The following is a 20,385-nucleotide window of genomic DNA, read 5'->3' on the forward strand; positions in this document are numbered from 1 at the left end:
CCTGCGGAGCAAGATCACACTGCCGGATCTTGCTCCTGTGTTTGTTGCGCCACCTGCCGGGCCAGGCTGAAATCCGTTTTTCCGGAGCCCAGTTTCGGCAGATGCGTCAGCTGCAGGATCCGGGATGGCAGTAACAACGGCGGGCATCCCTGAGCCAGCATGGTTTTACGCAGACCGTCCGGATCCAGGCTGACGGTGGTCAGTAACACAATCTGTTCGCCTTTTTTCTCATCCGGCAGATTAACGGCAATGACTTCGGTTTCTTCAGGCAGTGCCTTTTGTACAGCCTGCTCCACCGTGGTCAGACTGATCATTTCACCGCCGATTTTGGCAAAGCGGGAGTAACGGTCGACGATAAACAGAAAACCATCTTCATCCAGATGACCTTTGTCACCGGTGACATACCAGCGGCTGTCATCGATCTCTTTGATGACGGAGGCGGTTTTTTCCGGGTTATTCAGATAACCCTGCATCACCTGAGGCCCGCCAATCAGGATCATGCCGTCACTGCCGGTTGGCAACTGCTCAAAGGTTTCCGGATCGACAATCCGCACACTGGAGCCGGGCAGGGGCATCCCCACGCTGCCGGTTTTACTGCCAATCTGCAGATCCCAGTATTGGGTATCCAGACAATCCGGCAGATTCACACTGGCGACCGGGGTGGTTTCGGTGGCGCCATAGCCTTCCAGTATGTGCTTATTGAAGCGGCTGAGAAAGGCTTCCCGTACCGCCGGATTCAGTTTCTCCGCGCCGGCCACCACGATGCGCAGACTTTCCATCATCAGCGGATGTACTTTCGGATGTTTGGCATACAGGCGGAAGAAGGTGGAGGTACCGCACAGAATGGTCGCCCGGTATTGCGCCACGTTTTTGGCCACACCTACGGCATCGGTCGGATCGGCATGACAGACCACCGGAATGCCTTCGATCAGCGGCATAAACTGGTTTACGGTCAGACCGAAGGCGTGGAACAGCGGCAGACAGGACATCAGCACATCCTGTTCCTGGGTGTTCACCACATCCGAAATCTGTTTCAGGTTGGCCATAATGTTCTGATGGCTGAGCATAACGCCCTTCGGCGACCCTTCGCTACCACTGGAGAACAGGATGGCGGCGGTTTGCTGGCTGTCATGCGCGTGATTGCAGAGATGTTTCAGAATGCGGGCGGGCAGCATCCGGATGGCCAGCCAGCGCCAGAAGGTTTCATTGAAATGGATCTGGCTGCGCAAGTCCTCGAGATAAATGATGTAACGGCCTTCCAGTACCGAGACGGCATCCGGATTGCGTTTGACCAGTCGTTCGATAAACCGGCGTGAGGTATAGATAGTCTGAATATCAGCCTGTTCGATCGCGGCTATCAACGCGTTTTTACTGGCGGTGTAGTTCAGGTTCACAATCGTTTTACCCGCCAGCAGTGTCGCCATGTTACACAGCACGCCACCGGTGCTGGTGGGCAACAGTACCCCGATATTCTGCTCCGGACTGATCTGACGGATACGGTGCGACAGTGCCCAGGCGGCAGTCAGTGCCTTATCGGCGGTCAATGGTTTGGAAATGCCATCGGCCAGTGACAGTCTGCGGCGTTCTGCTTTTTTGACTGAACTTATCCAGGCATTGGTCAGCGTCGGCAGGTTTTCCACATGACGCTGCCAGGACTGTACCGAGAGATCGAAGACGCGCTGTTTAACGAAGGTCGCATTGCTGGTCTTCGGCTGCGGCTGACCAAAGGCGACGATGATTTCGCGGTAGTAGCCACTGCGACGCAACGTTTTCAGTTTGTTGGAGGAGCGGGAAAACTGGCTGCCCCATAAACCCCGCAAATAAAAGGGCACGATCACGACGTCGTCATTGACGCGGCGGCAAGCCAGCTCAAAACCCCGGCGGAATTCGCCCAGATGGCCATTGCGGCTGATGCTGCCTTCCGGGAACAGACAAACCACTTCTCCCTGATTCAGCAGTTCACTGATGGTTTCCAGGGCGCGACGGCTGCCGGTGTTGGCAATCGGGATGCAGCCATACAGGCGGAATAACCATTTCAGGTACTTATGCTCATAGATGCTTTTGATGATCACAAAGCGAACCGGACGCGGACTGGCAATCTGCACAATCGCCCAGTCAATCCAGCTGATGTGATTCCCCAGCAGCAGGACACCACCGGTTGACGGGATATTCTGGATACCCTGAATATCGACTTTATAGCGCTGGCTGAGCAGGCCCTGGGCAATAAAACGCAGCAGGCTCTGCGGCATTTTACTGATGGTGTAAATGCAGCCGAGAACGGTCACCACGGCCATCAGATAGAGCAGATGTTTGCCATCGTAACCGAGTTCTGCCACCACCACGGTTAACACCAGGAAAGAGAGCATGGCAATGTTCTGGAACAGGTTGTTGCCGGCAATCACTTTACCGAGTTCATCTTCCCGGCTGTGGAACTGGATCAGTGCATTCAGCGGGACAATGAACATACCACCGGCGGTGCCGATCAGCAGAAAATCGAGGGCATACAGGGTGGTGCTGGTAAATTGCGGCAGCATGACCAGACCGGTGGCAACGCCGACAATGCCCACCGGGATCAGGCTGGTGGCGATGTAATTGCGCGAGAAACGGGCCGCCAGCCAGGAGCCCAGCGCAATACCGAGGCCGGTACAGGCCAGCACGCCCTGCAGCACCAGCGTGTTTTCAATGCCGGCCGTCTCTTTGGCAAAGGCCGGAAAGGCGGCCAGTAAAACCTGACCCACCGCCCAGAACAGCGACAGACCGAGCACGGACAAGCGGATGACATCACGCTCCAGTACCGGCTGCAGCTCCTGATGAAATTGTTTTATATGCAGACTGTTTTTCCAGTCAAACGCCGGCATGGGCTCCGGATGCTCCAGTGTGGGCAGGCGGTACAGCAGGGCTAATTCCAGCACGGTACAGCCCACTAGCATCCAGCCGGCCGGCGCCAGTGACTGCAGAATCGGCCCGCTGCTTTCGGTACCGGCCGGGAACCAGAGTTCAAATACCACGGTAAACGCCACCGTACCGGCCAGAATGGCAATAATCGAGACTGCCTGTACCGCACCATTGGCTTCGGCCAGATGGCTCTTGCCGAAAAGAGCCTGAATGTAGCCATATTTGGCCGGAGAGTAGAAGGTCGCCTGTATCGCGAGCAGGAAAGTCATCACGAACGCCGGCCAGAACCACCCCTGGTAGTAACAGAGCGTGATCGCCAGTGTCAGGCCGACGGCTATCCAGGCCGACCAGCGCATGACCTTGTCTTTCGGATATTTGTCGGAGCTGAACCCGGCTGGCGCAAAAAACATGATGAACGGCAGCAGGATCAGGGCATTGACAATCGCCGTCAGGATCACCTGCTGTGAACCGTCATAAATCTTGAAGACCGTATTCTGAATAATGATTTTATGCCCGAGATCGACAAAGGCATTCATAAAGCCGGCCAGCAGAAAGGCGAGGGCGCCGCGCTGGCTGAGTAGTTTAAACATCAAGGAAGTCCTGATTTCCATCTAACAATAGCTATATCGTGAGTAATGGTATCGTTTTTTACAAACAGAATTGACTATGTTGCGTCATTTACACCTCATGGTATCGTTTAACGATACTTTTATCGGGCGGAGAGCTTAATGAGTCAGACCCATACCCTGTTACAGACACTGAAAAAACAGTTACGGGCCCAGGGAAAAACCTACGCCGATGTGGCGCAGTTGCTGGGTTTAAGTGAAGCCTCGGTCAAGCGGCTGTTTGCCAGCCAGAGTTTCAGTCTGCAGCGGCTGGAACAGCTTTGCGACTGGTTACAGATTGAATTTGCCGAGCTGATGCAGCAGGCCCAGCAGCAGCCGCAACTGACCCAGCTGACCTTGCCGCAGGAACAGGAAATCGCGGCAGATCAGTTGTTGTTGCTGGTGGCGGTCAGTGTGATCAACGGTTTCACGTTTCAGGATCTGTTGTCGCACTATGCACTGACCGAACCGGAGTGCGTGCGCAAACTGGCCGCTCTGGATCGGTTGAAGATCATCGACCTGTTACCAGGTAACCGGATCCGGTTACGGCTGGCGACCCATTTCAGCTGGTTACCGGATGGTCCGATCCAGCGTTTTTTCCTGCAGCGGGTACAACAGGATTTTTTCCAGTCCCGTTTCGATAAAGAGACCGAAAAATTGCTGGTACTGAATGGCTTGCTCTGTAACAGCAGCAACCGTGAGCTGCAGCAGCTGATGACGCGCTGGTCGCGGGAGTTCAGTGAGCTGACGCGGGGGGATCGCAGCCTGCCGATGGACGAGAAACACGGTACCACGCTGGTACTGGCCGTCCGGCAGTGGCGGCATGTCCTGTTTGACGAGATCAGTCGATCATCGGTGAGTAATGTTGTGGATAAATAGTGAGCGCATTTGGAAATTATCCCAGCATTATCCACAATACTAGCCACATGATCCGCAATGATTGTGAAGATCCTGCGAACAAGATCTGGAGATCGATCCGCAAACGGGAGTAAAATAGAAAGTCTTTATAAAATGATCAGACAGGGGTGAAAAGTGACCGCTTCGCTATGGCAGCAATGCCTGACTCGGCTGCAGGAAGAATTACCATCCGGTGAGTTCGGCTTGTGGATCCGACCGCTTCAGGCTGAGTATGGTGATCGTTCGCTGACCCTCTATGCCGCTAACCGGTTTATTCTTGACTGGGTACGCGATAAATACCTGTTACGGATCAATAGTCTGTTTACCGAACTGTGTGGTGCCGATGCGCCAACGTTGCATTTTGCGGTGGGCCGTCGTCCGGCCGCCACCGGTGCTCCGGTGAGCACGGCGTCTGCGCCTGTGGCGGAAACGCGCAGTGAACCGGCGGTTACTGTCCCTTCCTGGAGCAGTAAACCGGATCTGGTGCCGGAAATTAACCACAAGAGCAACATCAACGAAACCTATACCTTTGATAATTTCGTTGAGGGTAAATCCAACCAGCTGGCGCTGGCGGCCGCGCATCAGGTAGCAGAAAACCCGGGCGGTGCCTATAACCCGCTGTTCCTGTATGGCGGTACCGGCCTGGGTAAAACCCACCTGTTGCACGCGGTGGGTAATGGTATCCGGGCGCGCAAGCCGAATGCCAAAGTGATCTACATGCAGTCCGAGCGTTTTGTGCAGGATATGGTGAAAGCATTGCAGAACAACGCGATTCAGGAATTCCAGCGTTATTACCGCAGTGTCGATGCGCTGCTGATCGACGATATTCAGTTTTTCGCCAAGAAAGAGCGTTCACAGGAAGAGTTCTTCCATACCTTCAATGCGCTGCTGGAAGGTAACCAACAGATCATTCTGACCTCCGACCGTTATCCGAAAGAGATCGACGGCGTGGAAGATCGTCTGAAATCCCGTTTCGGCTGGGGCTTAACCATTGCCATCGAACCGCCGGAACTGGAAACCCGCGTCGCGATCCTGATGCGCAAGGCAGAGGAGAACAAAATCCATCTGCCGCACGAAGTGGCCTTCTTTATTGCCAAGCGTCTGCGTTCCAACGTGCGTGAGCTGGAAGGGGCGCTGAACCGCGTGATCGCCAATGCCCGCTTTACCGGCAAACCGATCAATATCGATTTTGTGCGTGAAGCGCTGCGCGACATGCTGGCACTGCAGGAAAAACTGGTCACGATCGAAAATATCCAGAAAACGGTCGCCGAATATTACAAAATCAAAGTGGCGGATCTGCTCTCCAAGCGTCGTTCACGCTCGGTAGCGCGGCCGCGTCAGCTGGCCATGGCACTGGCGAAGGAACTGACCAACCACAGCTTGCCGGAAATCGGTGATGCCTTTGGTGGCCGCGACCATACCACCGTGCTGCACGCCTGCCGTAAAATTGCCGAGTTGCGCGAAGAGAGTAATGATATTAAAGAAGATTACTCGAATCTGATCCGAACCCTTTCCTCTTAATCGCGGGAGAAACAGTCCATGCAATTTTCCATTAGCCGTGACAGTTTGCTGCGGCCGTTGCAGTTGGTATCCGGTTCTATCGGCGGTCGTCCGACACTGCCGATCCTGAGTAACGTGCTGTTAAATGCGACCGAGCAACGTCTGTCACTGACTGGTACCGATCTTGAAGTGGAAATGATTGGTCTGGTGCCGTTAGCCGGTGCCGTGACCGCTGGCAGTGTCACCACACCGGCGCGCAAGCTGCTGGATATCTGTCGTGGTTTGCCGGATGGTGCTCAGCTGGATTTTGTGCTGGAAGGCGAACGTCTGATTCTGCGCTCCGGCCGCAGCCGCTATTCGCTCTCGACCTTGCCGGCCGCGGATTATCCGAATATTGAGGAATGGAACTCGGTACTCGAGTTCGATATCAGTCAGCAGGAACTGAAACGCCTGATGGAGGCCACGCAGTTCTCGATGGCCAGCCAGGATGTGCGTTTCTATCTGAATGGCATGCTGTTCGAAACCAGCGGTCAGGGTTTGCGTACGGTAGGAACGGACGGTCACCGTCTGGCCACCTGCCGCCGTGAAGTGCTGAGTGAGCCGCAGGCCGATCATCAGGTGATTCTGCCGCGGAAAGGGGTACTGGAGCTGGCGCGTTTGCTGGAAAATGACGATCGCACCATCCGTCTGCAGATTGGCCAGAACAACCTGCGCGCTGAAGCGGAAGGGTTCATTTTTACCTCCAAACTGGTGGATGGCCGCTTCCCGGATTATCGCCGGGTATTCCCGCGTCAAAGTGACAAGATTCTGATTGCCGAACGCGAACTGCTGAAACAGGCATTTTCACGTGCGGCGATCCTTTCCAATGAAAAATTTCGTGGTGTGCGGTTGCATCTGAAAACCAATCTGCTGCACATTACTGCCAACAATCCGGAACAGGAAGAAGCCGAAGAGCTGATCGATGTACAGTATGATGGCCCTGAGCTGGAAGTCGGATTTAACGTCTCCTATGTGCTCGACGTGCTGAATGCGTTAAAATGTGAGCAGGTGAAGTGGTACCTGACGGACGCAAACAGCAGCGCTCTGGTGGAAGATGCCGGCAATGACGATGCGCAATATGTCGTCATGCCAATGCGTCTGTAGGCCGCATGCTGCACAAGCTGCAGATCCAACATTTTCGTAATCTCAGCCAGGCGGAACTTGTTCCCTCTGGCGGGATGAACCTGCTGTTAGGGCTGAATGGTAGTGGCAAATCCAGCGTGCTGGAGGCGATTCATTACCTCAGCCTTGGCCGTTCTTTCCGCACTCATCTCACCAACCGGGTGATCATGCAAGGCGAGAAGGCCTTCACGTTGTTTGCCCAGCTGGAACAGGATGAACAACAGATCAGCATTGGTTTGCGAAAGGACCGGCAGGGCGATACGCAGCTGAAAATCGGCGGCAAAAATGCCGATAAACTGGCACAGCTGGCCAGCCTGTTACCGCTGCAGCTGATCCATCCGGAAGGGTATAATCTGCTGACCGGCGGACCGCAGCAACGGCGTGCGTTTGTCGACTGGGGCGTGTTTCACGTGGAACAGGCTTTTTTCCCGCTCTGGGGGAAAGTGCGGCGTCTGCTGAAACAGCGTAATGCGTTGTTGCGTCAATCCAGTCACTATGCGCTGCTGGCCTACTGGGATCAGCAACTGGCTGAATTCAGCCTGGCACTCAGTTTATTCCGGCAACAATATTGTCAGGCTTTGCTGCCGCTGGTGCAGCAGATCTGTCAGGAGTTGTTGCCCGAATATACTTTTCAGGCCACCTTTTATGCCGGGTGGCAGCAGGAGCAGGAACTGGCTTCGCTTCTGCAGGAAGGATTTGAGCGTGACCGCCAGTTGGGTCACACCGCAGTGGGTCCGCACCGGGCTGATTTACGGCTGCGGGCGGAAGGGGTCCCGGTGCAGGATTTACTGTCCCGGGGACAGCTCAAGTTACTGGTGTGTGCCTTGCGTCTGGCGCAGGGGTTATATCTGCGGCAGCACAGTGAGAAAACCTGCCTGTTTCTGATTGATGATTTCGCATCAGAGCTGGATGCGGAGAAACGCTATGTTCTGGCAAAACGGTTGCAGCAATGTGAGTCACAGGTGTTTATCACCGCCATTGACCAGCAACCACTGCAGGGCATGATGCAAGAATTTGATTGCCGTCTGTTTCACGTGAAACAGGGCAACATCACCGAATAGTCGATAATGCGAGAATAAACATGAGCGAGAATACTTACGACTCCTCGAGTATTAAGGTACTGAAAGGGCTGGATGCGGTACGCAAACGTCCTGGTATGTATATCGGGGATACCGACGACGGTACAGGTCTGCACCATATGGTATTCGAGGTGATGGATAACTCCATCGACGAAGCACTGGCAGGTTATTGCACTGAGATCGTGACACGTATTCATGAGGATGGTTCCGTTTCCGTGCGCGATAATGGCCGTGGTATCCCGGTCGATATGCACAAAGAGGAAGGCCGTTCCGCTGCGGAAGTGATCATGACCGTGCTGCACGCCGGTGGTAAGTTTGATGACAACTCCTACAAGGTCTCCGGCGGTCTGCACGGTGTGGGTGTGTCCGTGGTGAACGCGCTGTCCGACAAACTGCTGCTGACTATCAACCGTAACGGCAAAGTCCACCAGCAAACCTATTTCCTGGGTGAGCCGGAAGCGCCACTGGCCGTGGTCGGTGAGTGCGATGGCAATACCGGTACCGAAATCCGTTTCTGGCCAAGCCCGTCCATTTTCTCGGATGTGACTTTCCGCTATGAAATTCTGGCGCGCCGTTTCCGCGAACTGTCGTTCCTGAACTCGGGTGTGTCGATCCGCCTGATTGATGAGCGTGATGGCCGTGAAGATCATTTCCACTATGAAGGTGGTATCCGTGCCTTCGTGGAATACCTGAACCAGAACAAAACCCCAATCCATCAGAAAGCCTTCTATTTCGTGCTGGAGCGTGAAGACGGCATCGCGGTGGAAGTGGCAATGCAGTGGAATGATGCCTATCAGGAAAACGTCTACTGCTTTACCAACAACATTCCGCAACGTGACGGTGGTACCCACCTGGCCGGTTTCCGTGCTGCGCTGACCCGTACGCTGAACAACTACATGGATAAAGAGGGTTACAGCAAGAAAGCGAAAACCTCCGCGTCCGGTGATGATGCGCGTGAAGGTCTGACTGCGGTGATTTCGGTGAAAGTGCCGGATCCGAAATTCTCCTCCCAGACCAAAGACAAGCTGGTTTCTTCCGAAGTGAAGACGGCGGTGGAACAGGCGATGGGCGAAAAGCTGGATGAATACCTGCTGGAAAACCCGGGTGAAGCCAAAGTCATCGTCGGCAAGATCATCGATGCGGCTCGGGCGCGTGAAGCGGCACGTAAAGCACGTGAAATGACCCGCCGTAAAGGTGCGCTGGATATCGCCGGTCTGCCGGGCAAACTGGCGGATTGTCAGGAACGTGACCCGGCGCTGTCTGAACTGTACATCGTGGAAGGTGACTCTGCGGGCGGTTCTGCGAAGCAGGGTCGTAACCGCAAATATCAGGCCATTCTGCCGCTGAAAGGCAAGATCCTGAACGTCGAGAAAGCGCGTTTCGACAAGATGCTCTCTTCACAGGAAGTGGGCACCCTGATCACCGCACTGGGCTGTGGTATCGGCCGTGACGAATACAATCCGGATAAAATGCGTTACCACAACGTCATCATCATGACCGATGCGGACGTCGACGGTGCGCACATCCGTACACTGCTGCTGACCTTCTTCTACCGGCAGATGCCGGAAATCATCGAACGTGGCTATGTCTATATTGCGCAGCCGCCTTTGTACAAAGTGAAGAAAGGCAAGCAGGAGCAGTACATCAAAGACGAAGATACGCTGTTGGAATATCAGACCACACTGGCACTGGATGGTGCCGAGCTGCATGTGAATGATTCCGCTCCGGCGATCTCTGGCGCCCAGCTGGAGAAACTGGTACTGGAATACCGTTCCGCCCAGCACCTGATTACACGCCTGTCTCGTCGTCTGCCGGAGGCGGTGCTGCAACAGCTGCTGTGCATGCCGGTATTGAATGCAGAGCTGCTGCGTGATGAAACCCAGGCCAAGGCATGGGTTGCGCAGTTGCAAAGCAATCTGGACGAGCAGGGCAACAATGGCTCGCAATATGTACTGTCCGTACATCGCCATGCCGAGCATGGTGTTTATCTGCCTCAGATCCTGCTGCGTCAGCACGGGGTAGAGAAGCACTATCAGCTGGGCTTTGAGTTCCTGATGTCCCCGGAATATCAGCAGATCGTCAGCATCGGTCAGCAGATCACCAATCTGATTGAGCCGACCGGCTTCCTGAAGCGCGGTGACAAGGTGCGTCCGGTAGCCAGCTTCGAAGAAGCGCTGCAGATCCTGCTGGATGAAGGCAAACGCGGTCTGTATATCCAGCGCTATAAAGGGTTGGGTGAGATGAACCCGGAACAGCTGTGGGAAACCACGATGGATCCGATGACGCGTCGTATGCTGCGTGTGACCATTGAAGATGCGATTGCCGCCGACCAGCTGTTTGCCACGCTGATGGGCGATAACGTGGAGCCGCGGCGTGAATTCATCGAAAGCAATGCGCTGAAAGTGGCCAATCTCGACGTATAAACCACTGCTTAATTAGCGAAAATGAATAAACCCCGGGGATCACATCTCTGGGGTTTTTTTATACAGAAATGCAAGAGGAGACTAACGCGGCAAAGGGATGGTCTATAGTTAAACAGGTGCCTCTATTGGCTCCTGATTTATGGTGAGGGCATGTGAACAGATATAAGGGCAAACGGGATGCGTTATTGGCTCAATATGTTGTTGCTGTCATTCGCCGGCTATTGTCCGGCCTCAGAGTTGGTGATTTACACCTGGGAGTACTATCTTGCTCCGGAGGTGAAATCCCGCTTTGAGCAGGAGACAGGTGTCCATATCAAGGAAGTGAGTTATGACAGTGATGAAGCCCGTAATCGTCTGTTAGCCGGAGGCTATCCGCCGGAGTTTGATATTGTTTCCATCGATAGTCTGTCGCTGAACGATCCCACCTGGCGAAAGCTTTTCATCCCGATGCCTGCCGCAGTCAGAACACAGAATCCGGCCATTGATCCGGCATTTACCGCTCGCTGCGGTGATCTGGCTGTCCCCTATATGTGGGGTTCTCTGGGGATCGCTTACCGGCGAAGCCAGGTCTCTGAACCCATTACCCGCTGGCAACAGTTGTTCACACCGGAACCGGGGCTGGCAGGTCGCATCGTGATGGTGGATGACACGTTTGATCTGATTTCTGTGGCGTTAAAAGCCGCCGGCTTTTCGATCAATACCCACTCGGAAGCAGAGTTACAGGCGGCTTATCAGCTGCTGCGCAAACAGCGTCCCTTCGTTGCAACCTATCAGCTTTCTTTTGCGGCACTAGCGGACAGTCAGTGGGGAAAAAGGATTGCAGCGGCGATGGTTTACAGCGGCGATTTTAATGTTGTACGGCAGTATTCCGAATATGACGACTGGGTTTATGTTGCGCCGGACGAGGGGTCACCACTCTGGCTGGACTGCATGTCGGTACTGAAAACCAGCCAGCATCAAAACGAAGCGAAGCGTTTTCTGCAATTTCTGACCCGGCCCGATATTGCGCTGCTTAATGGACAAACCATGGGGTTCACTCCGGCATTGAAGAAGCACTATCTGCCGGAGGCAATACAGGGCAACAGCATCATTTATCCTCCGGCAAAACAGCTGCAGCGCTCGGAGTTTTATAACGCCGATGTGAGCAGCAGTGAACTGCGTCATGCCATCTATTTCTCGGTGCTGAAATGAAAGGGCTGGGCAGGAAACTATTACTCGCACTGCTGCCGGTTGTCATTCTGCCGTTGCTGGCGCTTGGCGTGCAAAGCATGATGAAGCTGGGCGATATGGCTAACCGTCATATGGAATTACGCCTGACCAGTATGGCCACCACCATCAACGAACACCTGAGTGGTGAACTGCGGCGGAATATGGTGGAGCTGACACAGCTACCTAACTCCGAAGCCCTGATCGCGTATCTGGCGACCGAAGTGACAGGAACCCAGAAAGTGTATATGGGGATCCGGGTCCAGCGCATGTTTCATCAATTACTGGTCAGTAATAAAGGATTTCTGCAGCTAAGCCTGCTCAGTCCGGAGAACAAGGCATTACTGCGCGTTGGTGAGGGCATCAATCCCTTCGATGACATAGCGCCGAGTAATCAGACATTTATGCAGCACTGGGCTGAACAGGCCGGGGCAAAAGAACAGTTCAATTATCTGATGTATTCACCCGAGATCGGCGAATTTGTCTATAAACAGGGCTACCGGTTTACAGCTTCCGGACCGGAGATATCTCGGAATGGAGATACAATCCAGAGCTACAACCTGATCCTGACATATTCGCTGCGCAAATTCGGTGAAATGTTTTTAAAACAGCAGGAGCAGCAGGGGATCTATTTATTGCTGCTGGATAAATCGAATACCTTTATTGCCGGCAGGACTCCACTTGGCTGGCGTAGCGGTAATCAGGATACGGATGAAATTGTTCTGCCGGAAGACGAGTTTCTTGTCCGCCGCCTGCCGTTAGATGATGGTCTTATTCTGGAGGCGTTGATTCCGAAAAAACTGATGACGGCGGAAGCAATGGAACTGCGTCTCACCACCGTGATCTGGCTGGTCATCAGTTGCCTGATTCTGCTGGCATTACTGCATGTTGTGCTGAAGCGTCTGATCCTGAATCCGGTCAGCAATCTGCGGGATTTGATGAAACAGGTGGCAACGCATGAAATCAGCGAGATCAATTCGGTGCCGTCCAAAGATGAAATGGATGAGCTGCATAACCATTTCGCCGGCATGTTCAGTCAGCTGGAGGTTTCCAAACGTGAGCTGGAGCGGGCCGCGTTTATTGATCCCCTGACCGGGATCGGTAACCGCGCTGCCTTTATCCGGTGTCTGCAAAATATGGTGGAGCGGCATCACAAGCAGCAAACCTGTTTTTATCTGGCACAACTGAAGTTGCATAACCTGACCTGGATTAATAATACGTTTGGTGCCAAAACCGGTGATCAGGCATTGCAACTGATGAGTCATATCCTGCAGCAATTACTGCATGAACACACCCAGGCAAATGCCCGCTGTGTCTGTCTGGCGCGCTCTGGGTCGGATGAATTTATTTTTTCTATTCCCTGTTATACGGGAGAACCAGGCCAGAACACACTGGTATTGCCGGATGCCAATACGCTTTGCGAACAACTGGCGGCCAGATTGAGCCAGCCGGTCATGCTGGGCAGCTATGCCATCAAACTGCGTTTCAGTGCCGGTATTGTCCGCTTTCCGGATATCGCCAACAGTGTTGAAGAGCTGATGGAGGGGGTGAGTAAAGCCCGGCGGCAGGCGAGCCGTTATCAGGGGAATCACTGGCTGCAACTGGACAATACCATGGTGCAGCATATCCGCGAGGACAAATGGCTGGAATCGGAATTGCGGGACGCGATAGCCGGGCAGCAATGCTTTGTTGTTTATCAGCCGCAGTACGACATTCACAGCGGACATATTGTCGGTGCCGAGGTGTTACTCCGCTGGCGGCATCCGTCATATGGTATGGTGCCGCCGGATCGGTTTATTCCGATAGCCGAAGTCTCCGGCCAGATCATGGAAATTGACCTCTGGGTTCTGGAACAGGCCTGCCGGTGTCTGGACAAACTTACGACCAGAGGGATCGCGGACTTTCGTCTGGCGGTGAATGCTTCCGGTACGGAGCTGTCCAATCCGGCCTATCCCGAGGCCGTACAGAGTATGCTGCAGCGCTATAAGATCCCGCCGCACCGCTTTGGTATCGAGATCACGGAAACCGCAATTGTGGAACTGGATGAGGTGGCGCGGGTGATGGTCCGGACACTGAAAGAAATTGGCGTCGAAATTGAACTGGATGATTTCGGCACCGGTTATACCTCGCTCAGTCATCTGACCAATTTACAGCTGGATGTTTTAAAAATCGATCGTTCCTACATCATGCAGCTGGAGAGTAATCCCAAACTGGTCGATTCCATCCTGCAATTGGCGGATGCGTTTTCATTGCGGGTCATTGCCGAAGGGGTGGAGACGATAGAGCAGCTCAAGCTGTTGCAGCAAAAAAGATGTCATATGGCGCAGGGGTATCTGCTGTCGAAACCGGTCACCGAGGAGGAGCTGATCGCGTTGCTGTTTGCCGACTGTCTGGCGGAGGGTGAATGAGATAAAGGAGGTGCCGGCCTGACTGCGCCTGACCGGCATTCCCGATACAACCTTACAGCGCGTTGATCACCTGCTGCAATATCGCAATACCCTGTTTCACTTTCTCTTCTGGCTGGGCGTAATTGAGGCGGATGCACTCATACTGGTGACGCCAGTTCTTATCCGGCAGACCAGGGAAGAAATAATGCCCCGGTACGATAATCAGCCCGTGCTGTTTCAGTCTTTCATACAGTTCCTGAGAAGAAACGCTGAGCCCTTCAAACCATAACCACAGGAAGAGCGCACCCTCCGGTTTATGGATCCGCAGTTTGGGCGCGGGGATGGCTTCCTGCAACCAGTGGACAGCCTGTTCCGCTTTCTGCTGATAGAACGGGGCGATGATATCGGCACTGTGCTTCAGAATATCGCCGGATTCCACCCAGCGTTGCATCAGCGCAGGGCCAATACCACTCGGCGCCAGATTGATGATGCCGGAAATATTGCTCAGCGCCTGAATGATCTTCTGATCCGCGATCACGATACCACAGCGCAGACCCGGCAAGCCCAGTTTGGACAGGCTCATGCACAGGATGGTGTTGTGGTTCCAGAACGGATTGACCTCACTGAAGATGATGTGCGGAAACGGTGTGCCGTAGGCATTATCGATGATCAGCGGAATATTCTTCGCCTGGGCAATTTCATCCAGCTTGATGATCTCTTCGTCAGTCAGCACGTTCCCGGTTGGGTTGGTCGGACGGGAGACGCAGATCATACCGATGTCATCACCAACCTCTAACGCATCAAAGTCGACCCGGTATTTGAACAGCCCATTCTCCAGAAAATCGATATGCGGCTTGCAGGCGACGAACTGATCTTCGGCCAGACCACCATCGGCATAACCGATATATTCCGGCGCCAGCGGAAACAGCACCTTTTTCTTTTTGCCATCCGCGTAATCGCCGGCCAGCAGGTTGAACAGGTTGAAGAAAGCACTCTGACTGCCGTTGGTGAGGGCAATATTGTCGGCAGTGATATTCCAGCCGTACTCGCGACGGAACAGTCCGGCCAGCGCCTGACGGAAACCGTCATGACCCTGCGGGCCGTCATAATTCAGCATGGCCTGCAGCAGGGCACCATCATCCAGCCGCTGCTGTGTTTCCTGCCGGAATAATTCGACCATTTGTGGAATCGCTGCCGGATTGCCGCCACCCAGCATGATGGCTTCCGGGTTCTTCAGACCTTCATTCAAATCATCCATCAACTGGCTGATACCAGCCAGGCGTGTGAATTTTTCGCCAAACTGTGAAAATTGCATATCTATGTCTCGACACTAACCCTGCGTTTCACGTGAAACATTAACGGGAACAGAAAAAATAAGGCCCGGAGAACCGGGCCTTGAATCATGTGCAGCGACCGGTTATTGCTGCAATAACGAAATATCCGCCGCCTGCAGGAACAGGGCCTGCAGACGCGCCAGCAGTGTCAGACGGTTCAGCTTCAGCGCTTCGTCATCCGCCATTACCATGACTTTATCGAAAAAAGTATCAACCGCTTCGCGCAATGCTGCCAGTTCGGTCAGTGCGAGCTGATATTCGCCATTGGCAAACAGAGGCATCAGTTTGGCTTCCATTGCTGCAACCTGCTGTGCCAGCACCTGTTCTGCCGGATCCTGCAGCAGGGCGGTATCGACGTTCTCTTTCAGTTTGCCATCAAACTTCGCCAGAATGTTGCTGACGCGTTTGTTAGCCGCAGCCAGTGCTTCGGCAGCATCCAGCGTACGGAAATGGCTCACTGCTTTCACGCGCGCATCAAAGTCAGCCGGACGAGTCGGACGACGCGCTAGCACGGCCTGAATCACGTCCACCGCGATACCTGCTTCCTGATAGGAGGCACGGAAACGGCCCAGCATGAAATCAACCACTTCTTCCACAACGGTTTTATTGCTGATTTTGCCATCGTAAAGTTCAGCTGCTTTGCTGACCAGCGTCACCAGATCCAGATCCAGCTGTTTTTCCACGATGATACGCAGGGTACCAATCGCGGCGCGACGCAGCGCGAACGGGTCTTTATCGCCTTTCGGTGCCTGACCGATACCGAAAATACCGGCGAGGGTATCCAGCTTGTCGGCGATCGCGACCGCGCAGGCGACCAGACCGTTAGGCAGTTCGTCACCGGCAAAACGTGGCATGTACTGCTCGTTCAGTGCCACTGCGACATCTTCCGCTTCGTGGTCATGACGCGCATAGTGCATGCCCATCACGCCCTGCGTATCGGTGAATTCCATCACCATGTTGGTCATCAGGTCACATTTGGACAGCAGACCGGCACGGGTCGCGTGTTCCACGTCAGCACCGATTTGCGCGGCGATGAACGCAGACAACTCGGCGATACGCACGGACTTGTCTTTCAGCGTGCCCAGCTGTTGCTGGAACAGCACGGTGTCCAGACTTTCCAGACGGGAAGCCAGGGTGTGTTTCTTGTCAGTATTGAAGAAGAACTCGGCATCGGACAGGCGAGGGCGAACCACACGTTCGTTCCCCTGAATGATCTGGGTCGGGTCTTTCGATTCGATGTTGCTGACGAAGATGAAGTTTGGCAGCAGTTTGCCGTTGCTGTCATACACCGGGAAGTATTTCTGGTCACCCTTCATGGTATGCACCAGTGCTTCGGCCGGTACCGCCAGGAATTTTTCTTCGAAGGTGGCAGTCAGGATAACCGGCCATTCCACCAAGGAAGTAACTTCTTCCAGCAGTGCTTCTTCGATATCGGCGATACCACCCAGTTGCTGCGCCGCTGCTTCGGCACCGGCTTTGATGAAGGCTTTACGCGCTTCGTAATCGGCCTGTACCTTGCCTTTTTCCAGCAGCAGGGTCGGATATTGATCCGCGTGGCTGATTTCAAACTGCGCTTCACCCATGAAACGGTGACCGCGGATGATACGGGCCGAGTGCAGACCTAATACCTCACCGGCCACCAGTTCGCCACCGAACAGCATACACAGGGTGTGTACCGGACGGATGAACTGGGTGCGTTTCGCGCCCCAGCGCATTGGTTTCGGAATCGGCAGACCAGCCAGCGCGGCAGCAACCATCGCCGGCAGCAGCTCGGTGGTTGGCAGACCGGCTACATTCGCGCGGTAAACCAGCCATTCGCCTTTGTCGGTAGCCAGACGTTCCGCCTGCGCTACTTCGATACCGTTGGACTTGGCCCAGCCAGCAGCGGCTGGTGTCGGGTTTCCGGCAGCATCAAACGCAGCGGCAACGGCCGGACCGCGTTTCTCAACCTGCTTGTCGGCCTGCTTGTCGGCCAGCTCCGCCACTTTCAGAGCCAGACGGCGAGGCGCGGCGAACCACTGTACGCCCTGATGTGCCAGACCGGCCTTGTCCAGTTCGGCAGTAAAGTTATCAGCAAACGCCTGCGCCAGTTTACGCAGTGCTTTTGGTGGCAGCTCTTCGGTGCCAAGTTCAATCAAAAAGTTTTCTGTTGCCATTTGCTTATACCTTTACGCTTTGGTTGCATTGCACATCGGGAAGCCGAGACGTTCACGTGCGGCGTAATAGGCTTCCGCCACCGCTTTGGACAACGTCCGGATCCGCAGGATGTAGCGCTGACGTTCGGTCACAGAGATAGCGTGACGGGCGTCGAGCAGGTTAAAGGCATGTGCCGCTTTCAGAATGCGTTCGTAAGCCGGCAATGGCAGTGGTTGTTCCAGACCGAGCAGGTGCTGACACTCTTTTTCGCACTGATCGAACAGCTGGAACAGGAATGGCACGTCGGCGTGCTCGAAGTTGTAGGTGGACTGTTCCACTTCGTTCTGATGGAACACATCACGGTAGGTGACTTTACCCAGCGGACCGTCAGCCCAGACCAGATCGTACAGACTGTCCACGCCTTGGATATACATCGCCAGACGTTCCAGACCGTAAGTGATTTCACCGGTGACCGGTGAACATTCCAGACCGCCGACTTGCTGGAAGTAGGTGAACTGCGTCACTTCCATCCCGTTCAGCCACACTTCCCAGCCCAGACCCCAGGCGCCCAGCGTTGGGTTTTCCCAGTTATCTTCCACGAAACGGATGTCGTGAACCAGCGGGTCAAAACCCAGCTCACGCAGCGAACCGAGATACAGTTCCTGGATATTGTCTGGTGACGGTTTCAGAATAACCTGAAACTGGTAATAGTGTTGCAGACGGTTCGGGTTTTCACCGTAGCGACCATCGGTCGGACGACGGGATGGCTGCACGTAGGCGCAGTTCATCGGCTCCGGACCAATGGAACGTAAGAAAGTCATCGGATGTGAAGTACCAGCGCCCACTTCCATGTCGAGCGGTTGTGAAATGACACAACCCTGGCGGGCCCAGTAATCTTGCAGGGATAAAATGAGTCCCTGAAATGTTTTAATATCAAATTTCTGCATGATAGATAATACGCTTGATTAGTCAGTGAATACTGAGCGGATAAACTGAAGAAGTATAACCCCGTAAACGGCGGGAATATAGGCAAATTCCACCCATGGAGCGAGAATGGAACGACATTGTGCCTGGATCATGACAGATCCCGACTATATTGCTTACCACGACCAGCACTGGGGACGTCCGGAATATGATGATCGGAAGCTGTTTGCCATGCTGTGTCTGGAAGGACAGCAGGCCGGACTCTCCTGGCTGACCATTCTGAAACGGATACCGGACTACCACCGGCTGTTTGCTGATTTTGATCCGGTCCGGCTGGCTGAATTTGATGAGGCGCAGGTACAAGCCCTGATGTCCGATTCCAGAATTATCCGTAACAGACTCAAGATTCAGGCCATTATCCAGAATGCCCGGGCCTATCTGGCACTACAGCAACAGGGCATTTCATTTTCTGAATGGATCTGGCAGTTTGTCGGTGGTCAACCCGTCGTCAATCACTGGCAGCAAAGCAGTGAGGTGCCGGCTGTGACACCACAGGCGGAAGCCATGTCTAAGGCACTGAAAAAAGCCGGTTTTAAATTTGTTGGTCCGACCATCTGTTATGCTTATATGCAGGCGGTCGGGATGGTGAACGATCACCTGATTGACTGTCCGTGGCATAGTCTGTGTAACCCCCTGCATTCCTGATCAGAAAGGCGAAATATGTCGGAGAATTTACCGTTCCACCCTCATCCGAAATCATCACTGCATCAGCCTAAAGCGACCGTGCCGGCTGAGCCGGTACTGGCGATGCAACTGGATGGCAATGGGCGTTACCACAAACTGTCGGCAGGGGGATCGGTGCCGGCGGAGCGCTGCTGGCTGCATCTTGATTATTCGTCGGAGAGTGCACAGGCGTGGTTGAGTATTTCGCCGCTGGTACCGGATGTTATCCGGCATGCGCTGCTGGGCGAGAGCAACCGGCCAAAACTGGTCAAAGTGAATAATGGTCTGCAACTGACACTGCGCGGAATCAACCATAACGAAGGTCAGCGGCCGGATCACATGGTGGCAATCCGCTTTTATATTACCGATCAGCTGATTATTTCCACGCGGCATCGCCGGGTGTATGCCGTGGAACAGGTGGTGCGCAATCTGCGGCAGGGTCTGGGGCCTAAGTCCACCGCCGACTGGCTGGTCGATGTCTGTGAAAATCTGGCGGAACAGGCCGGGGATTTTATTGATGAGCTCATGGACAAGATTGTCCGGCTGGAAGACGACATTCTGGAACACCGCATTCCGTCACGCCGGGAACTGGTGGAAATCCGCCGTCAGTTGATTGTGTTACGCCGTTATCTGGCACCGCAACGCGATGTTTTCAGCCGGCTGGCAAATGAGAAAATCAGCTGGCTGGATAAGGAAGATCACCGTCACCTGCAGGACATCGCCGATCGCATGGGACGCTGGCTGGAAGACCTGGATGCCAGTATTGCGCGGACCTCGCTGCTGGCGGATGAAATCAATGCCTTAATGACCGAGGCGATGAACCGGCGAACCTATATTATGTCATTGTTTGCCATGATCTTTTTACCGTTATCCTTTTTTTCCGGTCTACTTGGCGTCAATCTGGGCGGTATTCCCGGGGGGAATTCTCCGTGGGGATTTGCCAGTTTCTGTCTGTTGTTGCTACTGGTTGCCGGTAGCATTCTGTCATGGCTGAAACTGCGGAAATGGGTGTAGTCAGCACATCCTGTCACTTCTTTATGCTTTTTTTGGATAATCAAAGCGAATCTATTTAGTTCAGTTCAGAAGGGGATTCCGGCAATTTACCTGTAAAAGTA

The 20,385-nt window shown here is 54.1% G+C and carries 13 protein-coding genes; 9 read left to right on the forward strand and 4 right to left on the reverse strand.

All coding sequences use genetic code 11. The features are described from left to right. Window positions 1-14: 14 nt before the first annotated feature. Entirely contained in the window at window positions 15-3,485 is a 3,471-nt protein-coding gene (locus HNR75_RS12535) for an acyl-[ACP]--phospholipid O-acyltransferase (RefSeq protein ID WP_188027322.1), read from the reverse strand. 138 nt (window positions 3,486-3,623) lie between these two features. Between HNR75_RS12535 and HNR75_RS12540 the strand changes: the two genes are divergently transcribed. The 7 genes from HNR75_RS12540 to HNR75_RS12570 all read left to right on the forward strand — a co-directional run bounded on the left by HNR75_RS12540 (window position 3,624) and on the right by HNR75_RS12570 (window position 14,174). After that, complete coding sequence (locus tag HNR75_RS12540) at window positions 3,624-4,379, forward strand: helix-turn-helix domain-containing protein (RefSeq protein WP_188027323.1); 756 nt, start codon at window positions 3,624-3,626, stop codon at window positions 4,377-4,379. Window positions 4,380-4,532: 153 nt separating this feature from the next. Continuing rightward, window positions 4,533-5,918 carry a chromosomal replication initiator protein DnaA gene (gene dnaA / locus HNR75_RS12545; protein WP_188027324.1) on the forward strand — a complete coding sequence of 462 codons (1,386 nt, stop codon included), beginning with the start codon at window positions 4,533-4,535 and terminating at the stop codon, window positions 5,916-5,918. A gap of 18 nt (window positions 5,919-5,936) precedes the next feature. Then, window positions 5,937-7,040: a DNA polymerase III subunit beta gene (dnaN, locus tag HNR75_RS12550; RefSeq protein WP_188027325.1), complete on the forward strand. Its 1,104-nt coding sequence runs from the start codon at window positions 5,937-5,939 to the stop codon at window positions 7,038-7,040. 5 nt (window positions 7,041-7,045) lie between these two features. Further along, complete coding sequence (recF, locus tag HNR75_RS12555) at window positions 7,046-8,119, forward strand: DNA replication/repair protein RecF (RefSeq protein ID WP_188027326.1); 1,074 nt, start codon at window positions 7,046-7,048, stop codon at window positions 8,117-8,119. A 20-nt stretch (window positions 8,120-8,139) separates the two neighbouring features. Then, window positions 8,140-10,560 carry a DNA topoisomerase (ATP-hydrolyzing) subunit B gene (gene gyrB / locus HNR75_RS12560; protein ID WP_188027327.1) on the forward strand — a complete coding sequence of 807 codons (2,421 nt, stop codon included), beginning with the start codon at window positions 8,140-8,142 and terminating at the stop codon, window positions 10,558-10,560. Between the two features lie 177 nt (window positions 10,561-10,737). Then, complete coding sequence (locus tag HNR75_RS12565) at window positions 10,738-11,751, forward strand: polyamine ABC transporter substrate-binding protein (protein WP_188027328.1); 1,014 nt, start codon at window positions 10,738-10,740, stop codon at window positions 11,749-11,751. Next, window positions 11,748-14,174 (forward strand): EAL domain-containing protein, encoded by a 2,427-nt coding sequence (locus tag HNR75_RS12570; RefSeq protein WP_188027329.1) that lies wholly within the window; start codon window positions 11,748-11,750, stop codon window positions 14,172-14,174. The genes HNR75_RS12565 and HNR75_RS12570 overlap by 4 nt, the downstream gene beginning before the upstream one ends. A 52-nt stretch (window positions 14,175-14,226) precedes the next feature. On the opposite strand, the gene HNR75_RS12575 is transcribed toward HNR75_RS12570, so the two are convergent. From HNR75_RS12575 to glyQ, 3 genes are all read right to left on the reverse strand, one after another. Next, entirely contained in the window at window positions 14,227-15,468 is a 1,242-nt protein-coding gene (locus HNR75_RS12575; RefSeq protein ID WP_188027330.1) for a valine--pyruvate transaminase, read from the reverse strand. A 102-nt stretch (window positions 15,469-15,570) separates the two neighbouring features. Continuing rightward, window positions 15,571-17,643, reverse strand: coding sequence for a glycine--tRNA ligase subunit beta (glyS, locus tag HNR75_RS12580; protein WP_188027331.1), 2,073 nt, complete (start codon window positions 17,641-17,643; stop codon window positions 15,571-15,573). A gap of 12 nt (window positions 17,644-17,655) precedes the next feature. After that, window positions 17,656-18,570, reverse strand: a complete 915-nt coding sequence (gene glyQ, locus HNR75_RS12585) for a glycine--tRNA ligase subunit alpha (RefSeq protein ID WP_188027332.1) — start codon at window positions 18,568-18,570, stop codon at window positions 17,656-17,658. Between the two features lie 106 nt (window positions 18,571-18,676). Between glyQ and HNR75_RS12590 the strand changes: the two genes are divergently transcribed. Both HNR75_RS12590 and zntB read left to right on the forward strand, forming a co-directional pair. Then, a complete protein-coding gene (locus HNR75_RS12590) occupies window positions 18,677-19,252 on the forward strand; it encodes a DNA-3-methyladenine glycosylase I (RefSeq protein WP_188027333.1) in 576 nt (191 codons plus the stop codon). 15 nt (window positions 19,253-19,267) lie between these two features. Beyond that, the gene (zntB, locus tag HNR75_RS12595; protein WP_188027334.1) at window positions 19,268-20,284 is read left to right on the forward strand and encodes a zinc transporter ZntB; all 1,017 of its coding nucleotides are present in this window, start codon (window positions 19,268-19,270) and stop codon (window positions 20,282-20,284) included. The last annotated feature ends 101 nt before the right edge of the window (window positions 20,285-20,385 follow it).

Source organism: Tolumonas osonensis, assembly GCF_014202415.1.
GTDB classification, from domain to species: Bacteria; Pseudomonadota; Gammaproteobacteria; order Enterobacterales; family Aeromonadaceae; genus Tolumonas; species Tolumonas osonensis.